Source organism: Streptomyces sp. NPDC002676 (assembly GCF_053592455.1).
On the sequence record NZ_JBSFVT010000004.1, the window covers coordinates 368,680 to 387,532 of the forward strand.

17 protein-coding genes are annotated in these 18,853 nt (G+C 70.1%); 7 read left to right on the top strand and 10 right to left on the bottom strand.

Annotated elements, in window-relative coordinates; genetic code table 11:
• The first annotated feature begins 86 nt into the window (after window positions 1–86).
• The 3 genes from ACWD3E_RS14965 (at window position 87) to ACWD3E_RS14975 (ending at window position 2,490) form a co-directional block, all read left to right on the top strand.
• Window positions 87–761, top strand: a complete 675-nt coding sequence (locus ACWD3E_RS14965; RefSeq protein WP_451387955.1) for an SGNH/GDSL hydrolase family protein — start codon at window positions 87–89, stop codon at window positions 759–761.
• A 96-nt stretch (window positions 762–857) separates the two neighbouring features.
• Window positions 858–1,451, top strand: coding sequence for a Uma2 family endonuclease (locus ACWD3E_RS14970; RefSeq protein WP_451387956.1), 594 nt, complete (start codon window positions 858–860; stop codon window positions 1,449–1,451).
• A 43-nt stretch (window positions 1,452–1,494) separates the two neighbouring features.
• Window positions 1,495–2,490, top strand: coding sequence for an aldo/keto reductase (locus tag ACWD3E_RS14975; protein ID WP_451387957.1), 996 nt, complete (start codon window positions 1,495–1,497; stop codon window positions 2,488–2,490).
• A 164-nt stretch (window positions 2,491–2,654) separates the two neighbouring features.
• On the opposite strand, the gene thpR is transcribed toward ACWD3E_RS14975, so the two are convergent.
• From thpR to ACWD3E_RS14990, 3 genes are read right to left on the bottom strand one after another with little or no spacing between them, the layout of a single operon-like run.
• On the bottom strand, window positions 2,655–3,227 hold the full coding sequence (thpR, locus tag ACWD3E_RS14980; RefSeq protein ID WP_451387958.1) for an RNA 2',3'-cyclic phosphodiesterase: 573 nt from the start codon (window positions 3,225–3,227) through the stop codon (window positions 2,655–2,657).
• 27 nt (window positions 3,228–3,254) lie between these two features.
• Window positions 3,255–4,592 carry an MFS transporter gene (locus ACWD3E_RS14985; protein WP_451387959.1) on the bottom strand — a complete coding sequence of 446 codons (1,338 nt, stop codon included), beginning with the start codon at window positions 4,590–4,592 and terminating at the stop codon, window positions 3,255–3,257.
• Between the two features lie 27 nt (window positions 4,593–4,619).
• The gene (locus ACWD3E_RS14990; RefSeq protein WP_351543776.1) at window positions 4,620–5,057 is read right to left on the bottom strand and encodes a MarR family winged helix-turn-helix transcriptional regulator; all 438 of its coding nucleotides are present in this window, start codon (window positions 5,055–5,057) and stop codon (window positions 4,620–4,622) included.
• Between the two features lie 154 nt (window positions 5,058–5,211).
• Here ACWD3E_RS14990 and ACWD3E_RS14995 point away from each other — a divergent pair, with 154 nt between their 5' ends.
• Window positions 5,212–5,394, top strand: a complete 183-nt coding sequence (locus ACWD3E_RS14995; protein ID WP_451387960.1) for a ribbon-helix-helix protein, CopG family — start codon at window positions 5,212–5,214, stop codon at window positions 5,392–5,394.
• A 16-nt stretch (window positions 5,395–5,410) separates the two neighbouring features.
• Here the strand turns inward: ACWD3E_RS14995 and ACWD3E_RS15000 are convergent, their stop codons facing one another.
• Window positions 5,411–6,862 carry an NCS2 family permease gene (locus ACWD3E_RS15000; protein WP_451387961.1) on the bottom strand — a complete coding sequence of 484 codons (1,452 nt, stop codon included), beginning with the start codon at window positions 6,860–6,862 and terminating at the stop codon, window positions 5,411–5,413.
• Between the two features lie 113 nt (window positions 6,863–6,975).
• Between ACWD3E_RS15000 and ACWD3E_RS15005 the strand changes: the two genes are divergently transcribed.
• Window positions 6,976–7,239, top strand: a complete 264-nt coding sequence (locus tag ACWD3E_RS15005) for a DUF2530 domain-containing protein (RefSeq protein ID WP_451387962.1) — start codon at window positions 6,976–6,978, stop codon at window positions 7,237–7,239.
• 59 nt (window positions 7,240–7,298) lie between these two features.
• Window positions 7,299–9,695: an HAD-IC family P-type ATPase gene (locus tag ACWD3E_RS15010; protein WP_451387963.1), complete on the top strand. Its 2,397-nt coding sequence runs from the start codon at window positions 7,299–7,301 to the stop codon at window positions 9,693–9,695.
• 9 nt (window positions 9,696–9,704) lie between these two features.
• On the opposite strand, the gene ACWD3E_RS15015 is transcribed toward ACWD3E_RS15010, so the two are convergent.
• The 6 genes from ACWD3E_RS15015 to ACWD3E_RS15040 all read right to left on the bottom strand — a co-directional run bounded on the left by ACWD3E_RS15015 (window position 9,705) and on the right by ACWD3E_RS15040 (window position 17,219).
• Window positions 9,705–10,535: a hypothetical protein gene (locus ACWD3E_RS15015; protein WP_451387964.1), complete on the bottom strand. Its 831-nt coding sequence runs from the start codon at window positions 10,533–10,535 to the stop codon at window positions 9,705–9,707.
• Between the two features lie 214 nt (window positions 10,536–10,749).
• Entirely contained in the window at window positions 10,750–11,688 is a 939-nt protein-coding gene (locus ACWD3E_RS15020) for a hypothetical protein (RefSeq protein ID WP_451387965.1), read from the bottom strand.
• Between the two features lie 116 nt (window positions 11,689–11,804).
• Entirely contained in the window at window positions 11,805–12,563 is a 759-nt protein-coding gene (locus ACWD3E_RS15025; protein WP_451387966.1) for a calcium-binding protein, read from the bottom strand.
• Window positions 12,564–12,674: 111 nt separating this feature from the next.
• The gene (locus ACWD3E_RS15030) at window positions 12,675–15,806 is read right to left on the bottom strand and encodes a sacsin N-terminal ATP-binding-like domain-containing protein (RefSeq protein WP_451387967.1); all 3,132 of its coding nucleotides are present in this window, start codon (window positions 15,804–15,806) and stop codon (window positions 12,675–12,677) included.
• 115 nt (window positions 15,807–15,921) lie between these two features.
• Window positions 15,922–16,332, bottom strand: a complete 411-nt coding sequence (locus ACWD3E_RS15035; protein ID WP_451387968.1) for a hypothetical protein — start codon at window positions 16,330–16,332, stop codon at window positions 15,922–15,924.
• Window positions 16,333–16,673: 341 nt separating this feature from the next.
• Window positions 16,674–17,219, bottom strand: a complete 546-nt coding sequence (locus tag ACWD3E_RS15040; RefSeq protein WP_451387969.1) for a hypothetical protein — start codon at window positions 17,217–17,219, stop codon at window positions 16,674–16,676.
• Between the two features lie 747 nt (window positions 17,220–17,966).
• Between ACWD3E_RS15040 and ACWD3E_RS15045 the strand changes: the two genes are divergently transcribed.
• Window positions 17,967–18,842 (top strand): helix-turn-helix domain-containing protein, encoded by an 876-nt coding sequence (locus tag ACWD3E_RS15045; protein WP_451387970.1) that lies wholly within the window; start codon window positions 17,967–17,969, stop codon window positions 18,840–18,842.
• Window positions 18,843–18,853: the final 11 nt, after the last annotated feature.

The following is an 18,853-nucleotide window of genomic DNA, read 5'->3' on the forward strand; positions in this document are numbered from 1 at the left end:
CCCAAGCCTGCCATCCCCGCCGGGGGTTCGGCGGGCGTGGTGGGCCTCACACGCCACCGGGGGCGGTGATCGTCCATGATGTGCGGATGCTCAGGTTCATGCCCGTAGGTGACTCCATGACGATCGGCAGTGCGGGCGAGCACACGTGGCGCTACCGGCTGTGGCGACACCTGTGCGGGACGTACGGTGGCCCGTTCACCTTCGTCGGCCCGCGCGAGGAGCTGTACGACAAGGGCGCCGACGCCCCGACGTCGTACGCCTACGCCGACCCCGGCTTCCCCCGCTTCCACCTCGCAGGCTGGGGCGAGGGGTGGCTGCACATGGCCCCGCTGATCGGGGAGGCGGTGCGCGAACACCGTCCGGACGTACTGCTGGTCTCCCTGGGCCTGATCGACCTGGGCTTCTACACGAACGCCGAGCAGACGGCGGAGAACGTGCGCGCCTTCGTCGCGGGGGCGCGGGAGGCCGAGCCGCACATACGTATGGTCCTGCTGCCGGTGATCCCGAACATACGGGCGCAGGCGGATCCGCCCTTCGCCGAGCAGGTGGACCGCTTCAACGTCCTGCTCGCCAAGGCGGTCGCCGACCTGGACGAGCCCCGCTCCCCGATCCTGCTGGCCTCGCCCCCGGAGTCGTACGACATCCACGCCGACACCTACGACGGCACGCATCCCAACGCGAGCGGGGAGCACCGGATCGCGGGGGCGTTCGCGGGGGCGATGTGGGAGGCGTGGGGGGTCGGACAGGCGTACGCGGCCTGAACAAGTTGACCTGATTCCGGCGACTCCTGGTCACCGTGCGTATCGTTGAACTGCGCGGCTGCACACGTCCGTGGGCGGCCGGGGAGGAGCGCCACGATGACCATCCTGGAAGACAGGATCGAGATGGCCGACGCCGACGCCAACACCAAGCGTTTGGACGAGTGGTTCGAGCGCCTTGAGCGGATGCCCGTCCCCGAAGGATTCAGGGTCGAGATCGTCGGGGGCAACGTCCATATGACGCCGCAGCGGAACACGCATTGGCAGATCATCCGCCGGATCCTGTGGGCCCTTGAGGACAGGTTCGGAAGGGAGGTCACAGCGTTCACGGACGTCCGGATCGACTTCCCGGGCCACGAGAACGGCTTCTGCCCGGACGTCGCCATGCTCAGCGACGAGGCGAGGGCAGACGACGACGGCCACTGGCAGTACCAGGACGTGAAATTCATCGCCGAGGTCATCTCCGCGGGTACGGCCGCCAACGACTACGGCCCGAAGAAGACTGCCTATGCGATGGCCGAGGTCCCCGTCTACGTCATCGCCGATCCCTACCAAGGGCGGTGCTACGCCTACACCCACCCCAAGGACGGCGACTACGCCATGAGGACGTCGGTGGACTTCGGCACCGACATCGACCTCACCGGCACGGTGGTCGACCTCACCCTCAAAACCGACGACTTCCCCCGCGACTAGGTTGCTTGCCTAGAGCCCACTCCAAGCCGTTGGCTAATGGACCATGAAGTACACGCAGCTAGGACGCACGGGACTCAAGGTCAGCCGACTTGTCCTCGGCACCATGAACTTCGGCCCGCAGACCGACGAGGACGGCAGCCACGTCATCATGGACGCGGCGCTGGGCGCGGGCATCAACTTCTTCGACACCGCCAACGTGTACGGCTGGGGCGAGAACAAGGGCCGTACCGAGGAGATCATCGGCAACTGGTTCGCCAAGGGCGGTGAGCGGCGCGACAAGGTCGTCCTCGCCACCAAGGTGTACGCCAACATGGCCCCCGACGGCGATCAGGCCTGGCCCAACCACGACAAGCTCTCCGCCCTCAACATCCGGCGCGCGGTGGACGCCAGCCTGAAGCGGCTGAAGACGGACTACATCGACGTCTACCAGTTCCATCACGTCGACCGTGACACTCCCTTCGAGGAGATCTGGCAGGCCATCGACGTACTGGTCCAGCAGGGCAAGATCCTCTACGTCGGCTCCTCCAACTTCCCCGGCTACAAGATCGCCCAGGCCAACGAGATCGCCGCCCGGCGCGGCGGCACCATCGGGCTGGTCAGCGAGCAGTGCCTGTACAACCTCTTCGAGCGCCGCGCCGAGATGGAGGTCATCCCGGCCGCGCAGGAGTACGGCCTCGGGGTCATCCCCTGGTCGCCGCTGCACGGCGGTCTGCTGGGCGGGGTGATCAAGAAGGAGGTCCAGGGCGGTCGCCGCGCCTCCGGGCGGGCCGCCGACACCCTCGCCGACCCCGCTGCCCGCGCCCGGATCCAGTCCTACGAGGACCTGCTCGACAAGCACGGCCTGGAGCCCGGCGAGGTCGCCCTGGCCTGGCTGCTGACCCGGCCGGGCGTGACAGGGCCCATCGTCGGTCCGCGTACGGCCGAGCAGCTGGAGTCCGCGCTGCGGGCGGTCGAGCTGAAGCTGAGCGAGGAGCTGCTCTCAGGGCTGGACGAGATCTTCCCGGGACCGGGGCCGTCCCCGGAGGCCTTCGCCTGGTAGAGCCAAGACAGGGGCGCGGGGAACTCGCGACCAGCCACAGCCGGCCGTAGTTCCCCGGCCCCGGCGTCTACTTCACCGCGGAGGACAAAGCCACCACCACGAACAACAGCACAAGCACACCGGCCATGATCCGGTTCCGGGTTTTCGGGTCCACGTGACCGAGCCTAACCAACGCCGCCGAGAGGCCAGCGGGCAACCGCCTCGTACCGCGGCTGCTCCCCCGCCACCCCCGACTTCGGCAGGTTGCTGCGCATCAGCACGAGGTCGGCCACCGTCCAGGCCGGGCTGGTGAACTCGGCGAGCGCGTCGACGTACGGTCGTACGTGCACCGGATGCCGGCTGCGCGCCACCGTGAGGTGGGCCGTGTAGCGGCGGTGGTCGCCCATGTCGAGGCCGGACTTCCGGCCCGCGGCCTCCGCGCGGTCGGCCAGCCGCCGCATCGTCGGCAGGTCCCCGTCCGCGCCCACCCACAGCACCTGTCCGCGCCCGAAATGTCCGCCGCCCCGCAGGGCCAGCGGGAAGGGGTCCGTGTGCCGGACCGCACGCTCCAGGCGGTCCGACAGCTCGGGTACGACCTCCTCGCCGACCTCACCGTAGAAGGCGAGCGTGAAGTGCCAGCCGGGCCGGCTGGTCCAGCGCAGCCGCTCCGCGCCAGGCAGCTGCTTCAACTTGGCGACGGTCGCGGCGAGTTCATGGATGACGTTCTCCGGGGGCAGCACCGCGGCGAAGAGTCTCATGCCCTCACCATCGCAGACCCCGGAGGATCACGCCGCCGTAGCCAGCTGCTCCCGCTCCCGCGGGACGAAGCGGACCCGCGGGTGGCCCTGATGCCAGCCCACGGACAGGCGCAGGCCGCCGGCGCGGGCCAGGACGAGGCCGATGACGGCGGCTGCGGCGGCCGACACCGCGCCACCGGCGGCGAAGCCGACCCGGGGGCCGTAGGTGTCGGTGACCCAGCCGACGAGGGGCGCGCCCAGCGGCGTACCCCCCATGAACACCATCATGAACAGGGCCATCACCCGGCCGCGCATGGCCGGGTCGGTGGCCATCTGGACGGCCGTGTTCGCGGTGACGTTGACCGTGAGCCCGCACACCCCGATCGGGACCATGAGCAGCGCGAACAGCCAGTACGACGGCGCCAGCGCGGCCACGATCTCCAGCGTGCCGAAGGCCAGCGCGGCGGCGGTCAGCACCCGGAGCCGGGCGGTGCCGCGGCGGGCGGCGAGCAGTGCGCCTCCCAGGGAGCCGACGGCGATCAGGGTGTTGAAGAGGCTGTAGCTGCCGGCACCGGCGTGGAAGATGTCGTCGGCGTAGGCGGAGAGCCAGACCGGGAAGTTGAAGCCGAAGGTGCCGACGAACCCGACCAGCACGATCGGCCAGACCAGTTCGGGGCGGCCGGCGACATGGCGCAGGCCTTCCCGCAGCTGGCCCTTGCCGCGCGGGGCGCGCTCGACCACGTGCAGCTCGCGGGTGCGCATGAGCAGCAGGCCGGCGAGGGGGGCGGCGAAGGACAGGCCGTTGGCGAGGAACGCCCAGCCGGTGCCCACGCCGGTGATCATGAGACCGGCGACGGCGGGGCCGACCAGGCGGGCGGACTGGAAGTTCGCGGAGTTCAGGCTGACCGCGTTCTGCAGCTGGTCCGGGCCGACCATTTCGGAGACGAAGGACTGGCGGGCCGGGTTGTCGACCACCGTGGCGAGGCCGACGGCGAACGCGGCGACGTAGACGTGCCAGACCTGGACCTGGCCGGTGAGCGTCAGCGCGGCGAGCACGAGGCCGGTGACGGCCATCCACACCTGGGTGACCATCAGCGTGGGGCGCTTGGGGAGGCGGTCCACGAGGACGCCGCCGTAGAGGCCGAACAGCAGCATCGGCAGGAACTGCAGGGCCGTCGTGATGCCGACGGCCGCGGAGGATCCGGTGAGGCTGAGGACGAGCCAGTCCTGGGCGATGCGCTGCATCCAGGTGCCGGTGTTGGACACGGCCTGGCCTATGAAGAACAGGCGGTAGTTCCGGTTCTTCAGCGAGCTGAACATCGAGGACTTGCGGGGGTTGTGGGCGGTAGGTGCGGGGGCGGAAAGTGCTCCGGATCCCGTACTCAAGTGGGTTCGCCTCCTTACGGGGACTGCTTACAGGTGCGCGAGCTTCTCCAGCACGGGGGCGGCGGCGCGCAGTTTGGCCCACTCGTCCTCGTCGAGGCCCTCGACCAGGCCCGCCAGGAAGGCGTTGCGCTTGCGGCGGCTCTCTTCGAGCATCGCCTCGGCCTGCTCGGTCTGGGTGACGACCTTCTGGCGCCGGTCCTCGGGGTGCGGCTCCAGCCTGACCAGCCCCTTGGCCTCGAGCAGCGCGACGATGCGGGTCATCGACGGCGGCTGGACGTGCTCCTTGCGGGCGAGTTCACCCGGGGTGGCGGAGCCGCAGCGGGAGAGGGTGCCGAGCACCGACATCTCGGTGGGGCTCAGCGACTCGTCGACCCGCTGGTGCTTGAGCCGACGGGACAGCCGCATCACTGCGGAGCGAAGAGCGTTCACGGCGGCAGCGTCGTCGCCATGGGTAAGGTCCGGCATGTTCTTTAGAGTAACTCATTACCCTCTCTAAAGACCAGCGGAACGCGCCCGAATGCCCGTGATGGCGGTCACTGAACCCACTGATCACCCGTACGGGTGAGGAGGTGCCGGAAAGTGACCCGCGGAGTGGCCGGATGTGGCGACCCTCGTAGACATGGCGACCAGTGTGCTCAGCCTGCGCATAGACGGTGAGCTGCTCGAGAGGCTCCGGCACCACGCGGCGAAAAGAGGAATGAGCGTGCAGGACTATGTGGTCCGCACGCTCATTCGGGACGACTTCGACGAACGGTTCCAGACCGCCGTCGAGGAGACGGAGAAGTTCTACGGCGTCACCTGACGCCGTAGCGGATCGATCAGGTCAGACCCAGGGCCGGCATCAGGTAGTAGAAGACGAAGACGGCCGAGACGACGTACATCGCCGCCGGGATCTCCCTGGCGCGGCCGGCGGCGAGGCGCAGCACCACGAAGGTGATGAAGCCCATGCCGATGCCGTTGGTGATCGAGTAGGTGAACGGCATCATCACCATGGTCACGAAGGCCGGGATGGCGATGGTGAAGTCCGCCCAGTCGATCTCCTTGACGGAGCCGGCCAGGATCAGGAAGCCCACCGTGAGCAGCGCCGGGGTCGCGGCCTGGGACGGGACCATCGTGGCGACCGGCGTCAGGAACAGCGCGGCGCCGAACAGGGCGCCAGTGACCACGTTCGCGAGGCCGGTGCGGGCACCCTCGCCGACACCCGCCGTGGACTCCACGAAGCAGGTGGTGGCCGAGGAGGAGCTGGCGCCGCCCGCGGCCACGGCGATGCCGTCGATGAAGAGGACCTTGTTGATGCCCGGCATGTAGCCCTGGGCGTCGGTCAGCTTGGCCTCGTCGGCGACGCCCATGATCGTGCCCATGGCGTCGAAGAAGGACGACAGCAGCACGGTGAAGACGAAGAGGGTGCCGGTCAGGATGCCGACCCGGTGGAAGCCGCCGAACGGGCTGACCTGGCCGATCAGGCCGAAGTCGGGGCTGGAGACCGGGTTGCCCGGCCACTTCGGGGTGGTCAGGCCCCAGGACGGCACCTTGGTGACCGCGTTGATGATCATCGCGAGGACGGTCATCGACACGATGGAGATCAGGATGGCGCCGGAGACCTTGCGGACGATCAGCGCGAGCGTGAGCAGGGAGCCGAGGATGAAGACCAGGACCGGCCAGCCGTTGAGGTGACCGTCGCCGCCGAGCTGGAGCGGGACGGTGGTCTGGGCGATGTCCGGGATACGGCTGACGAAGCCGGAGTCCACGAGGCCGATCAGCATGATGAACAGGCCGATACCGATGGAGATGGCCTTGCGCAGGCCGTAGGGCACGGCGTTCATCACGCGCTCGCGCAGCCCGGTGGCGACGAGCAGCATGACGATGAACCCGGCGAGGACGACCATGCCCATCGCGTCCGGCCAGGTCATCCGGGGCGCGAGCTGGAGCGCGACGACCGTGTTCACACCGAGGCCGGCGGCCAGCGCGATCGGCACGTTGCCGATGACACCCATGAGCAGGGTGGTGAAGGCGGCCGTCAGCGCCGTCGCCGTGACCAGCTGGCCGTGGTCCAGGTGATGCCCGTACATGTCCTTCGCGCTGCCGAGGATGATCGGGTTCAGCACGATGATGTAGGCCATCGCGAAGAAGGTGGCGAAACCGCCGCGGATCTCGCGGGCCACGGAACTGCCGCGCTCGGAGATGCGGAAGTAACGGTCGAGGAAGCCGAGAACGGGCGTCTGCCCGTGCTGTTCGGGGGTGGGGACCTTGGCGGGGGCCGAGGTGGGCATTGGAGGTTCCTACGAGCAGAAGTGGACAGACGCAAACGGTTTCAGTATGAACATATGAGTTCGACGCACGCTATCTCCGCGCGTAGACCCGATCGCCTCGTAAGCTGTCTGCCATGGCTAAGTGGACCCCGAAGCACGAGGCACCGGAGCCCCTTGAGGGGCCTGTGGTCGCCACCATCACCGGCGGCACGATCGTGTGGTTCGTCCTCTTCCTGGTCCAGCTGCCCTTCTACGGCTGGTTCCACGACCACGGCCACCTGTGGTGGCTCTGGACCTGCCTGGCCGGCGGCGGGCTCGGCCTGATCGGCGTCTGGTACGTCCGCAAGCGCGACGCGGCGATCAAGCGGGCCGCCGCGCTGGGCTCCGGCCAGGGCTGAACTTCTGATCCAAGCGATTCGGTGGGCGGGCGGGCAGAACCGCACGTAACGTCGAATGCATGTCCCACATAGACGCGGGCGCTGAACTCGACCCCGTCCATCCCATGGCCCTGCCCGAGGGCCGGCCGACCGGGCTGACTACCGCCGAAGTCGCACAGAGAGTGGCACGCGGGCAGGTCAACGATGTTCCGGTGCGCAGCAGCCGGTCGTTCGGGGAGATCGTCCGCGCGAACGTCTTCACCCGGTTCAACGCGATCATCGGCGTGCTCTGGGTGGTCATGCTCTGCGTCGCGCCGATCCAGGACAGCTTCTTCGGCTTCGTGATCCTCGCCAACACCGGCATCGGCATCGTCCAGGAATGGCGCGCCAAGCAGACCCTGGACTCGCTCGCCGTGATCGGCGAGGCCCGGCCGACCGTACGGCGGGACGGCATCGCCGTCGAGATCGCCACGAGCGAGATCGTGCTGGGCGACCTCATCGAGACAGGTCCCGGCGACAAGATCGTCGTGGACGGCGTGTGCGCCGAGGCCGACGGGCTGGAGATCGACGAGTCGCTGCTCACCGGCGAGGCCGACCCCGTCGTCAAACGCCCCGGCGACCCGGTCATGTCGGGCAGCTTCGTGGTCGCCGGCGGCGGCGCCTTCAAGGCGACCAAGGTGGGCCGGGAGGCGTACGCCGCCCAGCTCGCCGAGGAGGCCTCCCGCTTCACCCTCGTCCACTCCGAGCTGCGCACCGGCATCTCCACGATCCTCAAGTACGTGACCTGGATGATGGTCCCGGCGGCCATCGGACTCGTCATCACGCAGCTCGTCGTCAAGAACTACGGGTTCAAGGACGCCGTCGCCCGCACCGTCGGCGGCATCGTCCCGATGGTCCCGGAGGGGCTGGTGCTGCTCACCTCGGTCGCCTTCGCGATCGGGGTGATCCGGCTGGGCCGGCAGCAGTGTCTCGTGCAGGAACTCCCGGCCATCGAGGGCCTGGCCCGCGTCGACACGGTCTGCCTGGACAAGACCGGCACGCTGACCGAGGGTGGCATGGACGTCAGCCAGCTGCGGACCCTCGACGGCTACGACGAGTCGTACGTGCGCAAGGTGCTCGGCGCCCTCGGCGAGTCCGACCCGCGTCCCAACGCCTCCCTCCAGGCCGTCATCGACGCCTTCCCGGACAGCGAGGAGTGGCGCTGCATCGAGTCGCTGCCCTTCTCCTCCGCCCGCAAGTACAGCGGCGCCGCCTTCAGCGAGGGCGACGGCGAGGCCAGCACCTGGCTGCTGGGCGCCCCCGACGTCCTGCTCGCCCCCGACGACCCGGCCCTGGCCGAGACCGAGCGCCTCAACGAACAGGGCCTGCGGGTCCTCCTCCTCGCCCGCGCCACCCGCGAACTGGACGAGCCCGACCCGGCCCGCGACGCCCGCCCCACCGCGCTCGTGGTGCTGGAGCAGCGGCTGCGCGCCGACGCGGCCGAAACCCTGCACTACTTCGCCGAGCAGGACGTACGGGCCAAGGTCATCTCCGGGGACAACGCGGTCTCCGTCGGTGCGGTCGCCGTCAAGCTGGGGCTCAAGGGCTCCGCGGTGGACGCGCGGCGGCTGCCCGCCGGCCGGGCGGAGATGGCGGACGCGCTGGACGAGGCGACCGTCTTCGGCCGGGTCACCCCGCAGCAGAAGCGGGACATGGTCGGCGCGCTCCAGTCGCGCGGGCACACGGTCGCGATGACCGGCGACGGCGTGAACGACGTACTGGCCCTCAAGGACGCGGACATCGGCGTGGCCATGGGCTCGGGCTCGGAGGCGACCCGGGCGGTCGCGCAGATCGTGCTGCTGAACAACAGCTTCGCCACGCTGCCGTCGGTGGTCGGCGAGGGCCGCCGGGTGATCGGCAACATCACGCGGGTGGCGACGCTGTTCCTGGTGAAGACGGTCTACTCGGTGCTGCTGGCCGTGCTGGTGGTGTGCTGGGGGGTCGAGTACCCCTTCCTGCCCCGGCACCTGACCCTGCTGTCCACCCTCACCATCGGCGTCCCCGCCTTCTTCCTGGCCCTCGCCCCGAACAAGGAACGCGCGCGCCCGCACTTCGTCCGGCAGGTGATGCGGTACTCGATCCCGGGGGGCGTGGTGGCCGGGGTGGCGACCTTCGTGATGTACCTGGTCGCCCGGCACTACTACACCGGGCCCGGCCAGCTGGACGCCGAGACCAGTGCGGCGACGCTGACCCTGTTCCTGATCTCGATGTGGGTCCTGGCGATCATCGCCCGCCCCTACACCTGGTGGCGGATCGCCCTGGTGGCCGCGATGGGCCTGTCCTTCGTCTTCGTCCTGGCCGTGCCGTCCCTGCAGAGCTTCTTCGCCCTGAAGCTGGTGGGCGTCACCATGCCCTGGACGGCGGTCGGCCTGGCGGTGGTGGCGGCGGCCGTCCTGGAGTTCCTGTGGAAGTGGGTCGGCCGCCGCGTCCCGGCTTAGCGCTCGGTCTTACTGGACGTCGACGAAGTCGGACGCCGAGTTGACGGCGGGCGTCGACGTGGCGCCCGCGTAGCTGTAGCGGAAGTAGCCGTCGACCGAGGCGGTGGTCGTCGTCTTCACGTCGCCCGTGGTGGCCGACGTGACGGTCTTCAGCGTGGTCCAGGTGGTGCTGCCCTTCGCCTGGAACTGCAGCTTCACCGACTGGCCGCCGACCGCGTTGTACGTGCCGTGCTCCCAGTCGGCGCGGGTCAGCTTGCCGGAGACCGTGATGGTCGCACCCTTCTTCACCGGCTCGGGCGTGGCGTCGGCGGTGAGCTTGGAGTAGCGCTGCACCAGGGTGGTGGCCATGCCGCTCTGGTCTTTGAAGCCGACCTTGCTCATGTCAGGGTTGTTCTGGTCCTGGCCGTTGAAGGCGATGGCCTCGGCGGCCACGCTCCAGCTGCCGGACCAGGCGTTCTTCAGGTAGTGGTCGGCCGGGTAGATGTTGACGTAGCCCGTGCAGGTGGCGGTGGTGGACGAGGTGGGCGTGCAGGTCGCCGGGTTGTCGCCGTCCAGCTCACCGGTCGGGGTGTCGAAGCTGCCCTTGTAGAGGTAGGCGTCCGTGTAGAAGTCCGTCGCGGCGATGTTCACGTCGGAGCCGTGGGTCAGCGTGTACGTGTACTTGACGCTGACCTCGTTGGTGGTCCCGACCTTGACCGCCTTGGCGATCGAAAGGTTCGAGAAGCTGGCGTTCAGCGTGTACGGCGTGCCCGAGTCGGTGGCGGCCTGCGCGGCCGGCACGACAAGAGCGGACAGGGCCAGGGCGCCGGAGACGGCGGCCACAGCGGCACGTATGCGCATGTGCGTCCCTTGGAGGGAGAAGTGATCAAGGAGTCGGTTGACTCAAGCGATCAGATCACGGGGGGATGCGACTGGTTGTACGGCCGTTGCCCGCCGCAGCCAGATTTTGTGCGCCGATTGCTGATCCGTTGCATAAGTGAGAGGAAGCATTCCGGCCCCGGCGGAGGAAAGCCGCGCCGGGGCCGGAATGGGGTGCTTACTGCACGTCGGTGGCTTACTGCACGTCGACGAAGTCAGCCGTGGACTTGACCGCCGGGGTGGTCGGGGTGCCCGCGAAGTAGAAGCGGTAGTAGCCGTCGACGGTCGCGGTGGTCGTCGTCTTCAGGCTGCCCGTCGTGGAGGACGACGTGATGGTCTTCAGGGTGGTGTACGAGGTGCCGCCCTTCTTGAAGAACTGCAGCTGCACGGGCTGGTTGGTGTAGCCCGCGTACTTGTGCGTCTCCCAGTTGGCGCGGGTCAGGGCGCCCGTGACCGTGATGGTCTTGCCCTTCGCCACCGGCTCCGGGGCGGCGTTGGCGGTCAGCTTGGAGTAGCGCTGGAGCTTGACGTCGGCCAGCGCGTCCTGGCCGGCGTAGCCGACCTTGCTCCAGTCGATGTTGTCCGACATCGGGTCCTGGTCGTTCCAGTCGAAGATGTAGCCCTCGGCCTTCCAGGTGGCGGCATCGGCGTTGACCAGCTCGACGTCCGGGTAGACGTCGATGGTGCCCTTGCAGGTGGCGGTGGTCGCCGAGGTGTCGGTGCAGGTCGGCCAGTCGTCGCCGAACAGGAACCGGGTGTTGGGGTCGTCCAGAGAGCCGCGGTGGATGTCGACGTCCATCATGATGTCGGGGGCGTGCAGGTCGATGCCGGCGTCGTGCGTGACCGTGAAGCTCGTCGGCACGGAGACCTTGTTGGAAATGCCCGCGACGATCGGCTTGCCGTTGTTGACCTTCACGTTGGAGAAGGTCAGGTTCAGCGCGTAGGGCACGCCGGTGTCGGCGGCGACGCCGCTGAACCCGGCCTTGCCCGAGGAGGCCTGGTGGGCGGCGTGGGCGGCCTTCACGAGGTCCGCACGGCTGTGCTGCGGGGCGTCGGTGGCCAGGGCGGCCGGCGCGGCGAGGGCGGACAGGGCCAGGGCGCCGGAGACGGCGGCCACGGTGGCGCGAATACGCATGTGCGTTCCCCAAGGTGGAGAGAGATGGATACGGAGTCCGTGTGGTCGAAGGCCGGTCGGCCTGCCGATCACCCGGACCCCCTGGAAACGTGGGGGGTGGTGCTTGCTGAGCGGACTTACTGCACGTCGACGAAGTCGGAGACGGAGTTGAACGACGCGGTCGTCGTGTTGCCCGCGTAGGAGAAGCGGAAGTAGCCGTCGGCCGACGCCGTGGTCGTCGCCTTCACGTAACCCGTGGAGGACGAGGTGACGGTCTTCAGCGTCGTCCAGGTGGTGGTGCCCTTCTTCAGGTACTGCAGCTTCACCGGCTGCGAACCGTAGGCGCCGTACCTCAGGGTCTCCCAGTTGGCCCGGGTGAGGGAGCCGGTGACGGTGATCGTCCTGCCCTTGGCCACCGGTTCCGGCGAGGCGTTGGCCGTCAGCTTGGAGGAGCGCTGGAGGAGGAAGGAACCGGCCTTCTCCTGCCAGTTGTAGTCCCCGTCGTTGGCGTCGGCCCAGACGTCGACGTACCAGGTGCCGGCGTTGCTGTTCATGAGGTAGTCGACCTTCGGGTCGACCGTCACGGAGGCCTTGCAGGTGAAGGTGGTCGCGCTGTCAGCCTTGCAGGCGGGCAGGCCCGTCTGCAGGAAGCCGCCGCCGGGCCCGGCGAGCACGAACTTGTCCATGCCCTTGATGCCCGAGTTGTCCGTGGCCGTCACGCTGACCGTGACGGTCTTCGCGTAGTAGGTGCCGACCTGCACCTTGTTGCTGCTGCCCACGACCACCTTGGTGATCGCGGTGTCGCCCAGGCCGCCGTCGGCCATGGCGGCCGGGGCGGCAAGGGCGGACAGGGCCAGAGCGCCAGTGACGACGGCGACAGAGGCACGAATGCGCATGTGATGTCCCCACGTTCCATCAGGGGAGTCTTATGACTCCTGCACATGTGACCCGGGGAGACCGTAGAAGGTTGTACTAGAGGTAAGAATTCAGTGTGGGAGTTGTCGGGGTCAGTCGAACCACCGGTCCCGGGCCAACTCCTCGGTTCGCGAAGGGTCTTCGAGCAGGGCGGCCACCTCGAAGCGGCGCGGCCACTGCCCCGCCGCCCAGGCGAGGCCCGCGGCGACACCCTCCAGGGTGGCCGCGTGCAGCACACCGTCGTCGGTGAGCCGCCAGTCGATCTCCACGCCGTCCACGACCAGTTCGTCGTGCTCGACATACGTGCCGGGCGTGCGCGGCCCGAGCAGCACCCGCACCGACTCCGGTACGTCGTGCGCGGTGCCCGCGGAGTGCACCTCGCCGGTGACGGACTCGCTCAGCCGCCGCACCTGGAACAGCTCGGCCAGCTCGGCGGCGCGCGCCGGCCGGACGGGCAGCAGCGGGACCCCGGAGGTGAACGGCAGCAGGTCGGGTGAGTCGACCACCACGGCCTCGGCCGCGTCCACGACCTCCACCCGCCCGTCGACCACGGCCCGCAGGTCGTCCGGCAGGGTCACCTGCTCGGGGTCCAGGTCCGCCAAGGCGCCGTAGAGCCCGTGCAGTTGGGCGGAGGAGACCGGCCGCTCCGGATCGGCCAGCCGCTCCAGCAGCTCGGCGGCGCCACCGGGTTCGTCCAGCAGGGCGGCCACGGAGGTCCGCACGCCGAGCGCCCGCAGCACCTGCTCGTCCTCGAACCCGGTGGCGTCGGCCTCCTCGTACAGCCCGTGCAGCAGCGGATCGCCACCGGCGGCGAGCAGCCCGGCCGGCCGGCGCCCGTCGAGGACGGGATGCCCGCGCAACCACCAGGCGGTGTAGGGCCGTACGACCTCATGGGTGCCGTCGGGCAGCAGGATCCGTACCGGCTGGGTGAGGGCGTCGCGCAGCGGCGGCTGGGCCAGCAGGGCAAGGGCCTCGGGCCAGTGGTCGTCGTCCACGAGGTCGAGGTCGCGGACGGCGACCAGCTCGGTGGCCACGGGGGGCACCGGGCTGTCCGGGAATCGGTCGAGGATGTCCTCGCACCACACGTCGACGGCGTCGAGCAGCCCGGCGTCGTCGGGCTCGGCGAAGTCGCCCTCGCGGGGCTCCAGTTCATCGGGGTCGAGCACGACATCGGTGGCCCGCACGAGCGCGAAGTTCGCGAGCACCCCGCAGGCGGTCAGCGGCTGTTCGCCCCACTTCTCCGCCAGCTCACCATCTACGGCGGCCAGTTCGTCCTCGCGGATCACCCGGGCGAAGGGGCTGCCGGGAAAGACCAGTTCACCGGCGGGGGCGGGCTCCCCGTCCTCGTCGGGCAGCGCGAGGGCGCCCAGCCAGGGCTCGTCACCGGGTTCCAGGCCCGCGTCCCGGACCAGGGCGAGGACGGTGTCGGCCAGTTCCTCGGCGTCGAGGGCGTCCTCTTCCCAGCCGATCCCGCCCTCGTCGTCCAGCGAGGCGGCGACGGCGGCCCGCACCTGTGGGGTGGTCAGCACCGCGCGCGGGGAGGCGGGCAGCGCGCCCAGCTTCTCCAGCAGCGGATGCGCGGCGTCCTGGTGGGCCACCTTCAGCCCGAGCCGCGCCAGGACCTCGGGGTCGATGACCGTCGAGTCCGCGACGGGCAGCAGCACCTGCCGGGGCCCGATGGTCGTACGGCCGTCGGCAAGGGGCACGGGCAGACCGGAGAGCCGGTCGGGATCGACGCCGGCGAGGCTGTCGTAGAGGCGCCACCACCAGTCGGGGTCCTTCTCCAGCCCGGCCAGCCGGTCGATGGCGTCGGCGAGGGGCAGCCGGGCGACCCCGAGGGTGCGCAGCTCGACGCGCCGCTCCAGCCCGGCGGGCAGCAGGGTGGGCAGCACTTCGGCGAGCACCCGTACGGTCTCGGCGCCCGCGCCCTCCACGACCTCGGCGTCGCGCGGCCGGAGCACCTCGGGCAGGTCCGTGTCGTGCGCCTTGGGCTCAAGGGCCGGGGGCAGGAAGGGGGTGCGCGGCAACCGCTCCAGGATCGCCTCGCGCAGCGCGCCGTCCAGCTCGCCCTTGCCCAGCGGGCCGGGCACGAGGTCGATGGCGCCTGCCGTCACCGGCCGCCAGTCGGCGAGGAGTTCGGCGTAGGCGTCCGCCGCCCGCTGTACGAGGTAGCCGGTGAGGGGCCCGGGGGCCGCGTGCCGCCGGGTGGTGTCCAGCGGGAAGGAGGCGATGAGCAGCGCGGGGACGCCGAGGGGTTCGTCGCTGGGGGTGGGCGCGTGGACGACGGGGCTGGTGCGCGGCCGGACGGGAGCACCGTAGGCATCCACGGGCACGGCCCAGGTCACCGACCAGTGCGGGCGCAGCCGCTCCTCGACCGGCCGGTCGGCGAGCAGCTCCGGGGTGAGCGGGCCGTGCGCGGAGGAGGTGCGCCAGTGCGTGATGCCGTCCCGGGAGTCCTCCACGATCGTGAAGGGGCCGTCGGTGCGGCGGCTGAGCGTGCGCGGTGCCTCGTCGTCGATCTCCACGACGACCTCGTCGAGCCCCGGCAGAGCGAGGAGCAGGGCGTCGTCGACGGCCCTCAGCAGCCGCTGGGCGAGATCGGCGGCGGCCGAGTCCCGCAGCGGCAGGATGACGGCGGTGTCGTACGGATCGGGAGCGGTCCCCTCGGCGGCGAAGGGAAGGCGGAGCAGCGGTACGTGCCCGTCCCGCCGACGGATCTCGTCGCCGAGTCCCGGGCTGTGCCGGGCGGTCTCGGCGGCCAGCTCCCGCGCCTCGGCCAGCGCCCAGCGCACACCGCCGTGCCGCCCGACGACGGCGGGCTCGTCGGTGACGGCGAGTACGGCGGAGAAGCCGACGCCGAACCGGCCGACGGCACCGTGGGTGCTGGTGGCGTCCCGTTTGGCGGAGGCCCGCAGCGTGGCCAGCGACTCGACACCGGCGGCGTCCAGCGGGGCGCCGGTGTTGGCGGCGACGAGCACGCCCTCGCGGAGAGTCAGCCGCAGCCGCCCCGGCGTGTTCGCCCGGGCGGCGGCGTCGGCGGCGTTCTGCGCCAGCTCGACCACGAGCCGGTCCCGGTACCCGCCGAGGACCAGGTCCTCCTCGGCGTTGGCGTCCTCACGGAACCGGGCGGGGCTGGTGGCCCAGGCGTCGAGCACACCGCGGCGCAGACGGGCGGTACCGAAGGGGTCGGCGCCCTCGGCCGCCGGCCGCACGTACTTGCTCACGTTCACTCTCCTCGTGGGGGTGAGCAAGAAGGTACCGCGCGTACGGCCGTCGGTCCGACGGGGCGGCTGCGCGGGGCCCGCTGCGGCCCCGCGCCGGCGTCCCGTCGGTCCCTCGTCAGTCCCTCGCCGTGGCCAGATGGGATCTGCGGCTGAAGTTCAGGGGGAGGTCCAGGGCGAAGAAGTCCTTTCCGTTCCCCGTCCGCGCGCGCAGGTGGATCCGGTGTTCGGCCACCGGCACCGCCTCGGGGAGCTGGAGGTCCCAGGCCTGCTGCCACGGCCCGGCGGGCGGCTCGGGGTCGCCCGACAGCCGTGCGCCCATGCCCGCCAGCAGCTCGGGCAGCCGGTAGCTCCGGTCCAGCATCTTGATCGGGCCGAACTTTATGGTCACCTTGCAGGTGACCCGGGTCAGATCGACGGTCTCTTTGAGGTGGCCGCGCATCTCCCAGCGGACCTGACGCCCGAGCCGCGGCCACGCGGGAGTCAATGTGATGTCGATGATGTCCAGGACATAGGAGTCGTCGCTCACGTCCTCCACCAGGCGCATAACTCACCTCACTCACAGGGGAAAGGGAGCCGCCCCCGACATGCGACATGCGCCTTCCTCACCCGTTCGGGGGATGGAGAGGCAGAGAGGCAGGCCGGCGGCCATGGCGCGGGGGAGCGCGCCAACAAACGGCGTTCGAACGGGAGTCACCGGGCAGGTGCCCGGTGACTGAGTGCACGGCCGCCCGGACACCAGGTGCGTGGCGCCTGGTGTCCGGCTCGGGCAGGGTGCGCACGGCGCGTGTGTTGTCGGAGAATGCTGGTGTCTGGGGCCCCGGCCCGATTCCGGCGGGCCGGGGTCCCACATCATGCAGCCGGTCTGGCTCAGTAGTCGCCGTGGTGGCCGCGGACCACCCGGAAGCTGCCCACAACTCCGTCTTCGACGTGGATGCCCCTGGTGTGGTGCGGGTGCACGCCGTCGGCCTGGCTGTGCGGGCCGACAGTGGCGATGGGAGCGCCGTTGTCGCAGACCGCCCCGCGGAAGACCTCGACGGTCTTCTCGCTGTCGTTGCGGATGTTCAGGCTCTTGGCGCCGAGGCCGCTGATCACGGTGATGCAGTCGCCCGGGTGAGCGAAGTACGACCGCTCGTTGATCATGATCCGGCCGTACTCTTCGCCCTCGTGGCCCTTGCCGCCATTGTCGTTGCCGCGCTCGTTGCCATTGCCGCCGTTGTTGTTGCCATTGCCGCCACCGCCGCCGCCGAGGGGGGCGGCGGCAGCAGCCGGGGCCTCCTGGGCGACCGGGGCGGAGACAACGGGGGCGGAGGCAACCGGGGCGGAGGCCGCCGACGCGTAGGTGATGCCGGTCGCGGCCAGAGCTGCGGCGGCTGCCGCAGCGGCCGTGACTACGGTGGAACGGGAGACCTTCATGGTGCTTCTCCTGTCTCTTGCTCTCAGAGATGCCGGCCCGTCAGCCGGTGTGTGACAAACGTACTCATGACTCCTCAAGCCGGGCATATCGAAACTGGGCTCCAGGGCGCCGATCGGGGCATTTATGGCGCTCACGTGCCGCTTTTTCAGAAAATGAGAGAGAGCCAAGTCGCCTGAAAATAAGGCAGATTGGCATACTATTAGACCCTTTGGGTGATCTTCTGACGCCTGCTCACCCCCCGCCGACATGGCGTGTCGCTGCGGATGGGGCGAGGAGGGCCGTGTTAGGAGAGGCCGGTCTCCCGATGGCTGGAGGCGGCCGCTGCAGCCCCTCCCACGGCCACTCCCAGCCCCTCTCCACGGCCCCTCCCGCAGGCCGCCGCACCCCGGCCGGCACCGTCTTCGCCGCCTTTGCGGACGCCACCGGCTCATACCGCACCCGCACCCCAAACACCCGGGCCCACAAGGCCGTTCCGGCCAACGACCGTGACCCGGAAACCCGTGCTCCGGCGCCAAGTGCCGCCTTTCCCAAGGAACATCGGGGAGAAAGGACCCCACCAAGCCCCACCCCTCCCGCCCGCAGCGCAAACTCACTCACGAGGGTGAACATCGCCAACTGGGCTGGCGTGGCGACCTGTTGCTCGCTCTACGCTCAGCGCGACAGAACCGCACAAAGACGTCGGCCCCCGGCCGGGAGTAGCGATCCCGATCGAGGGCCTGACCACCCAGGAAGAAAGCACCTTCCCGATGGATAACCAGAACCCTAGCGCGCCCACGCGCGTCCGGTCCCGGCTTGCCGCCAACAACCACCCGAACCGGCGGGCAGCCGCCGGCGGCCTGATCCACGACAACACGCGCCACACCACCCGCTTCACCGTGGTCGGCAACGACCTGGCCCAGCACCCGACGCTGTCGGGCCTGGCGATCGGCATCGGCGTGCACATCCAGTCGCTCCCGGCCGGGGCCCGCGTGGACATCAAGACGCTGGCCGCCCGCTTCCCCGAAGGTGCCATCCGGGTGGCCAATGCGCTGCGGGAGCTGGAGGCCGAAGGCTACCTGCGGCGCGAGCGGGAGCGCCTGCCCAACGGCCGCATCGTCTCCCGCACGATCTCCTGCAACCAGCCAGGACGTCGTAGGGACCGCACGGACCGCAAGAACGACGAGCCCGCGCCCAAGCCGCCCGCACGCCGCGAGCCGCAGGCACCCCGCAAGGCGCTCCCCGTCGTACCGGGCCCGGCCTGCCCGTCCCCCGAGCTGCTCCAGCTCGCGACCGACCTCCTCGCGGACCTGCGCCGCACCGATCCCCGCCTGCTGCTGTCGGCCTGCGACACGGCACACCTGGCGCCGGGCGTCGCCGCGTGGCTGGAACGCGAGGTCAGCGCCACGGCCGTACGCCACGCCCTGACGACGGACCTCCCACCCGAGCCCCTGCGCCGCCCCGCAGCCCTCCTGGCCCACCGCCTCGCCGCGCAACTGCCGCCACCGCCCCCGTTCCGGGCCCCAGCACCCGCGCCGGAGACCCGGCACCCCCTCCAGAACTGCGAGGGCTGCGACAGAGCCTTCCGCTCCCCGGCCCCGGGCCGCTGCCGCGACTGCCGCGTTCCCGCCGCCGTCGCCGCCTAGCATGAGAGCGA

What these genes read in the sequence shown, in the direction of transcription:
- ACWD3E_RS15010 (WP_451387963.1), top strand. Translation starts at nt 7,299, where the DNA reads ATGTCCCACATAGACGCGGGCGCTGAACTCGACCCCGTCCATCCCATG.
- thpR (WP_451387958.1), bottom strand. Translation starts at nt 3,227, where the DNA reads ATGAGACTCTTCGCCGCGGTGCTGCCCCCGGAGAACGTCATCCATGAA.
- ACWD3E_RS15015 (WP_451387964.1), bottom strand. Translation starts at nt 10,535, where the DNA reads ATGCGCATACGTGCCGCTGTGGCCGCCGTCTCCGGCGCCCTGGCCCTG.
- ACWD3E_RS14975 (WP_451387957.1), top strand. Translation starts at nt 1,495, where the DNA reads ATGAAGTACACGCAGCTAGGACGCACGGGACTCAAGGTCAGCCGACTT.
- ACWD3E_RS14990 (WP_351543776.1), bottom strand. Translation starts at nt 5,057, where the DNA reads ATGCCGGACCTTACCCATGGCGACGACGCTGCCGCCGTGAACGCTCTT.
- ACWD3E_RS15005 (WP_451387962.1), top strand. Translation starts at nt 6,976, where the DNA reads ATGGCTAAGTGGACCCCGAAGCACGAGGCACCGGAGCCCCTTGAGGGG.
- ACWD3E_RS15040 (WP_451387969.1), bottom strand. Translation starts at nt 17,219, where the DNA reads ATGAAGGTCTCCCGTTCCACCGTAGTCACGGCCGCTGCGGCAGCCGCC.
- ACWD3E_RS14965 (WP_451387955.1), top strand. Translation starts at nt 87, where the DNA reads ATGCTCAGGTTCATGCCCGTAGGTGACTCCATGACGATCGGCAGTGCG.
- ACWD3E_RS14970 (WP_451387956.1), top strand. Translation starts at nt 858, where the DNA reads ATGACCATCCTGGAAGACAGGATCGAGATGGCCGACGCCGACGCCAAC.
- ACWD3E_RS15025 (WP_451387966.1), bottom strand. Translation starts at nt 12,563, where the DNA reads ATGCGCATTCGTGCCTCTGTCGCCGTCGTCACTGGCGCTCTGGCCCTG.
- ACWD3E_RS15020 (WP_451387965.1), bottom strand. Translation starts at nt 11,688, where the DNA reads ATGCGTATTCGCGCCACCGTGGCCGCCGTCTCCGGCGCCCTGGCCCTG.
- ACWD3E_RS15045 (WP_451387970.1), top strand. Translation starts at nt 17,967, where the DNA reads ATGGATAACCAGAACCCTAGCGCGCCCACGCGCGTCCGGTCCCGGCTT.
- ACWD3E_RS14995 (WP_451387960.1), top strand. Translation starts at nt 5,212, where the DNA reads ATGGCGACCAGTGTGCTCAGCCTGCGCATAGACGGTGAGCTGCTCGAG.
- ACWD3E_RS15000 (WP_451387961.1), bottom strand. Translation starts at nt 6,862, where the DNA reads ATGCCCACCTCGGCCCCCGCCAAGGTCCCCACCCCCGAACAGCACGGG.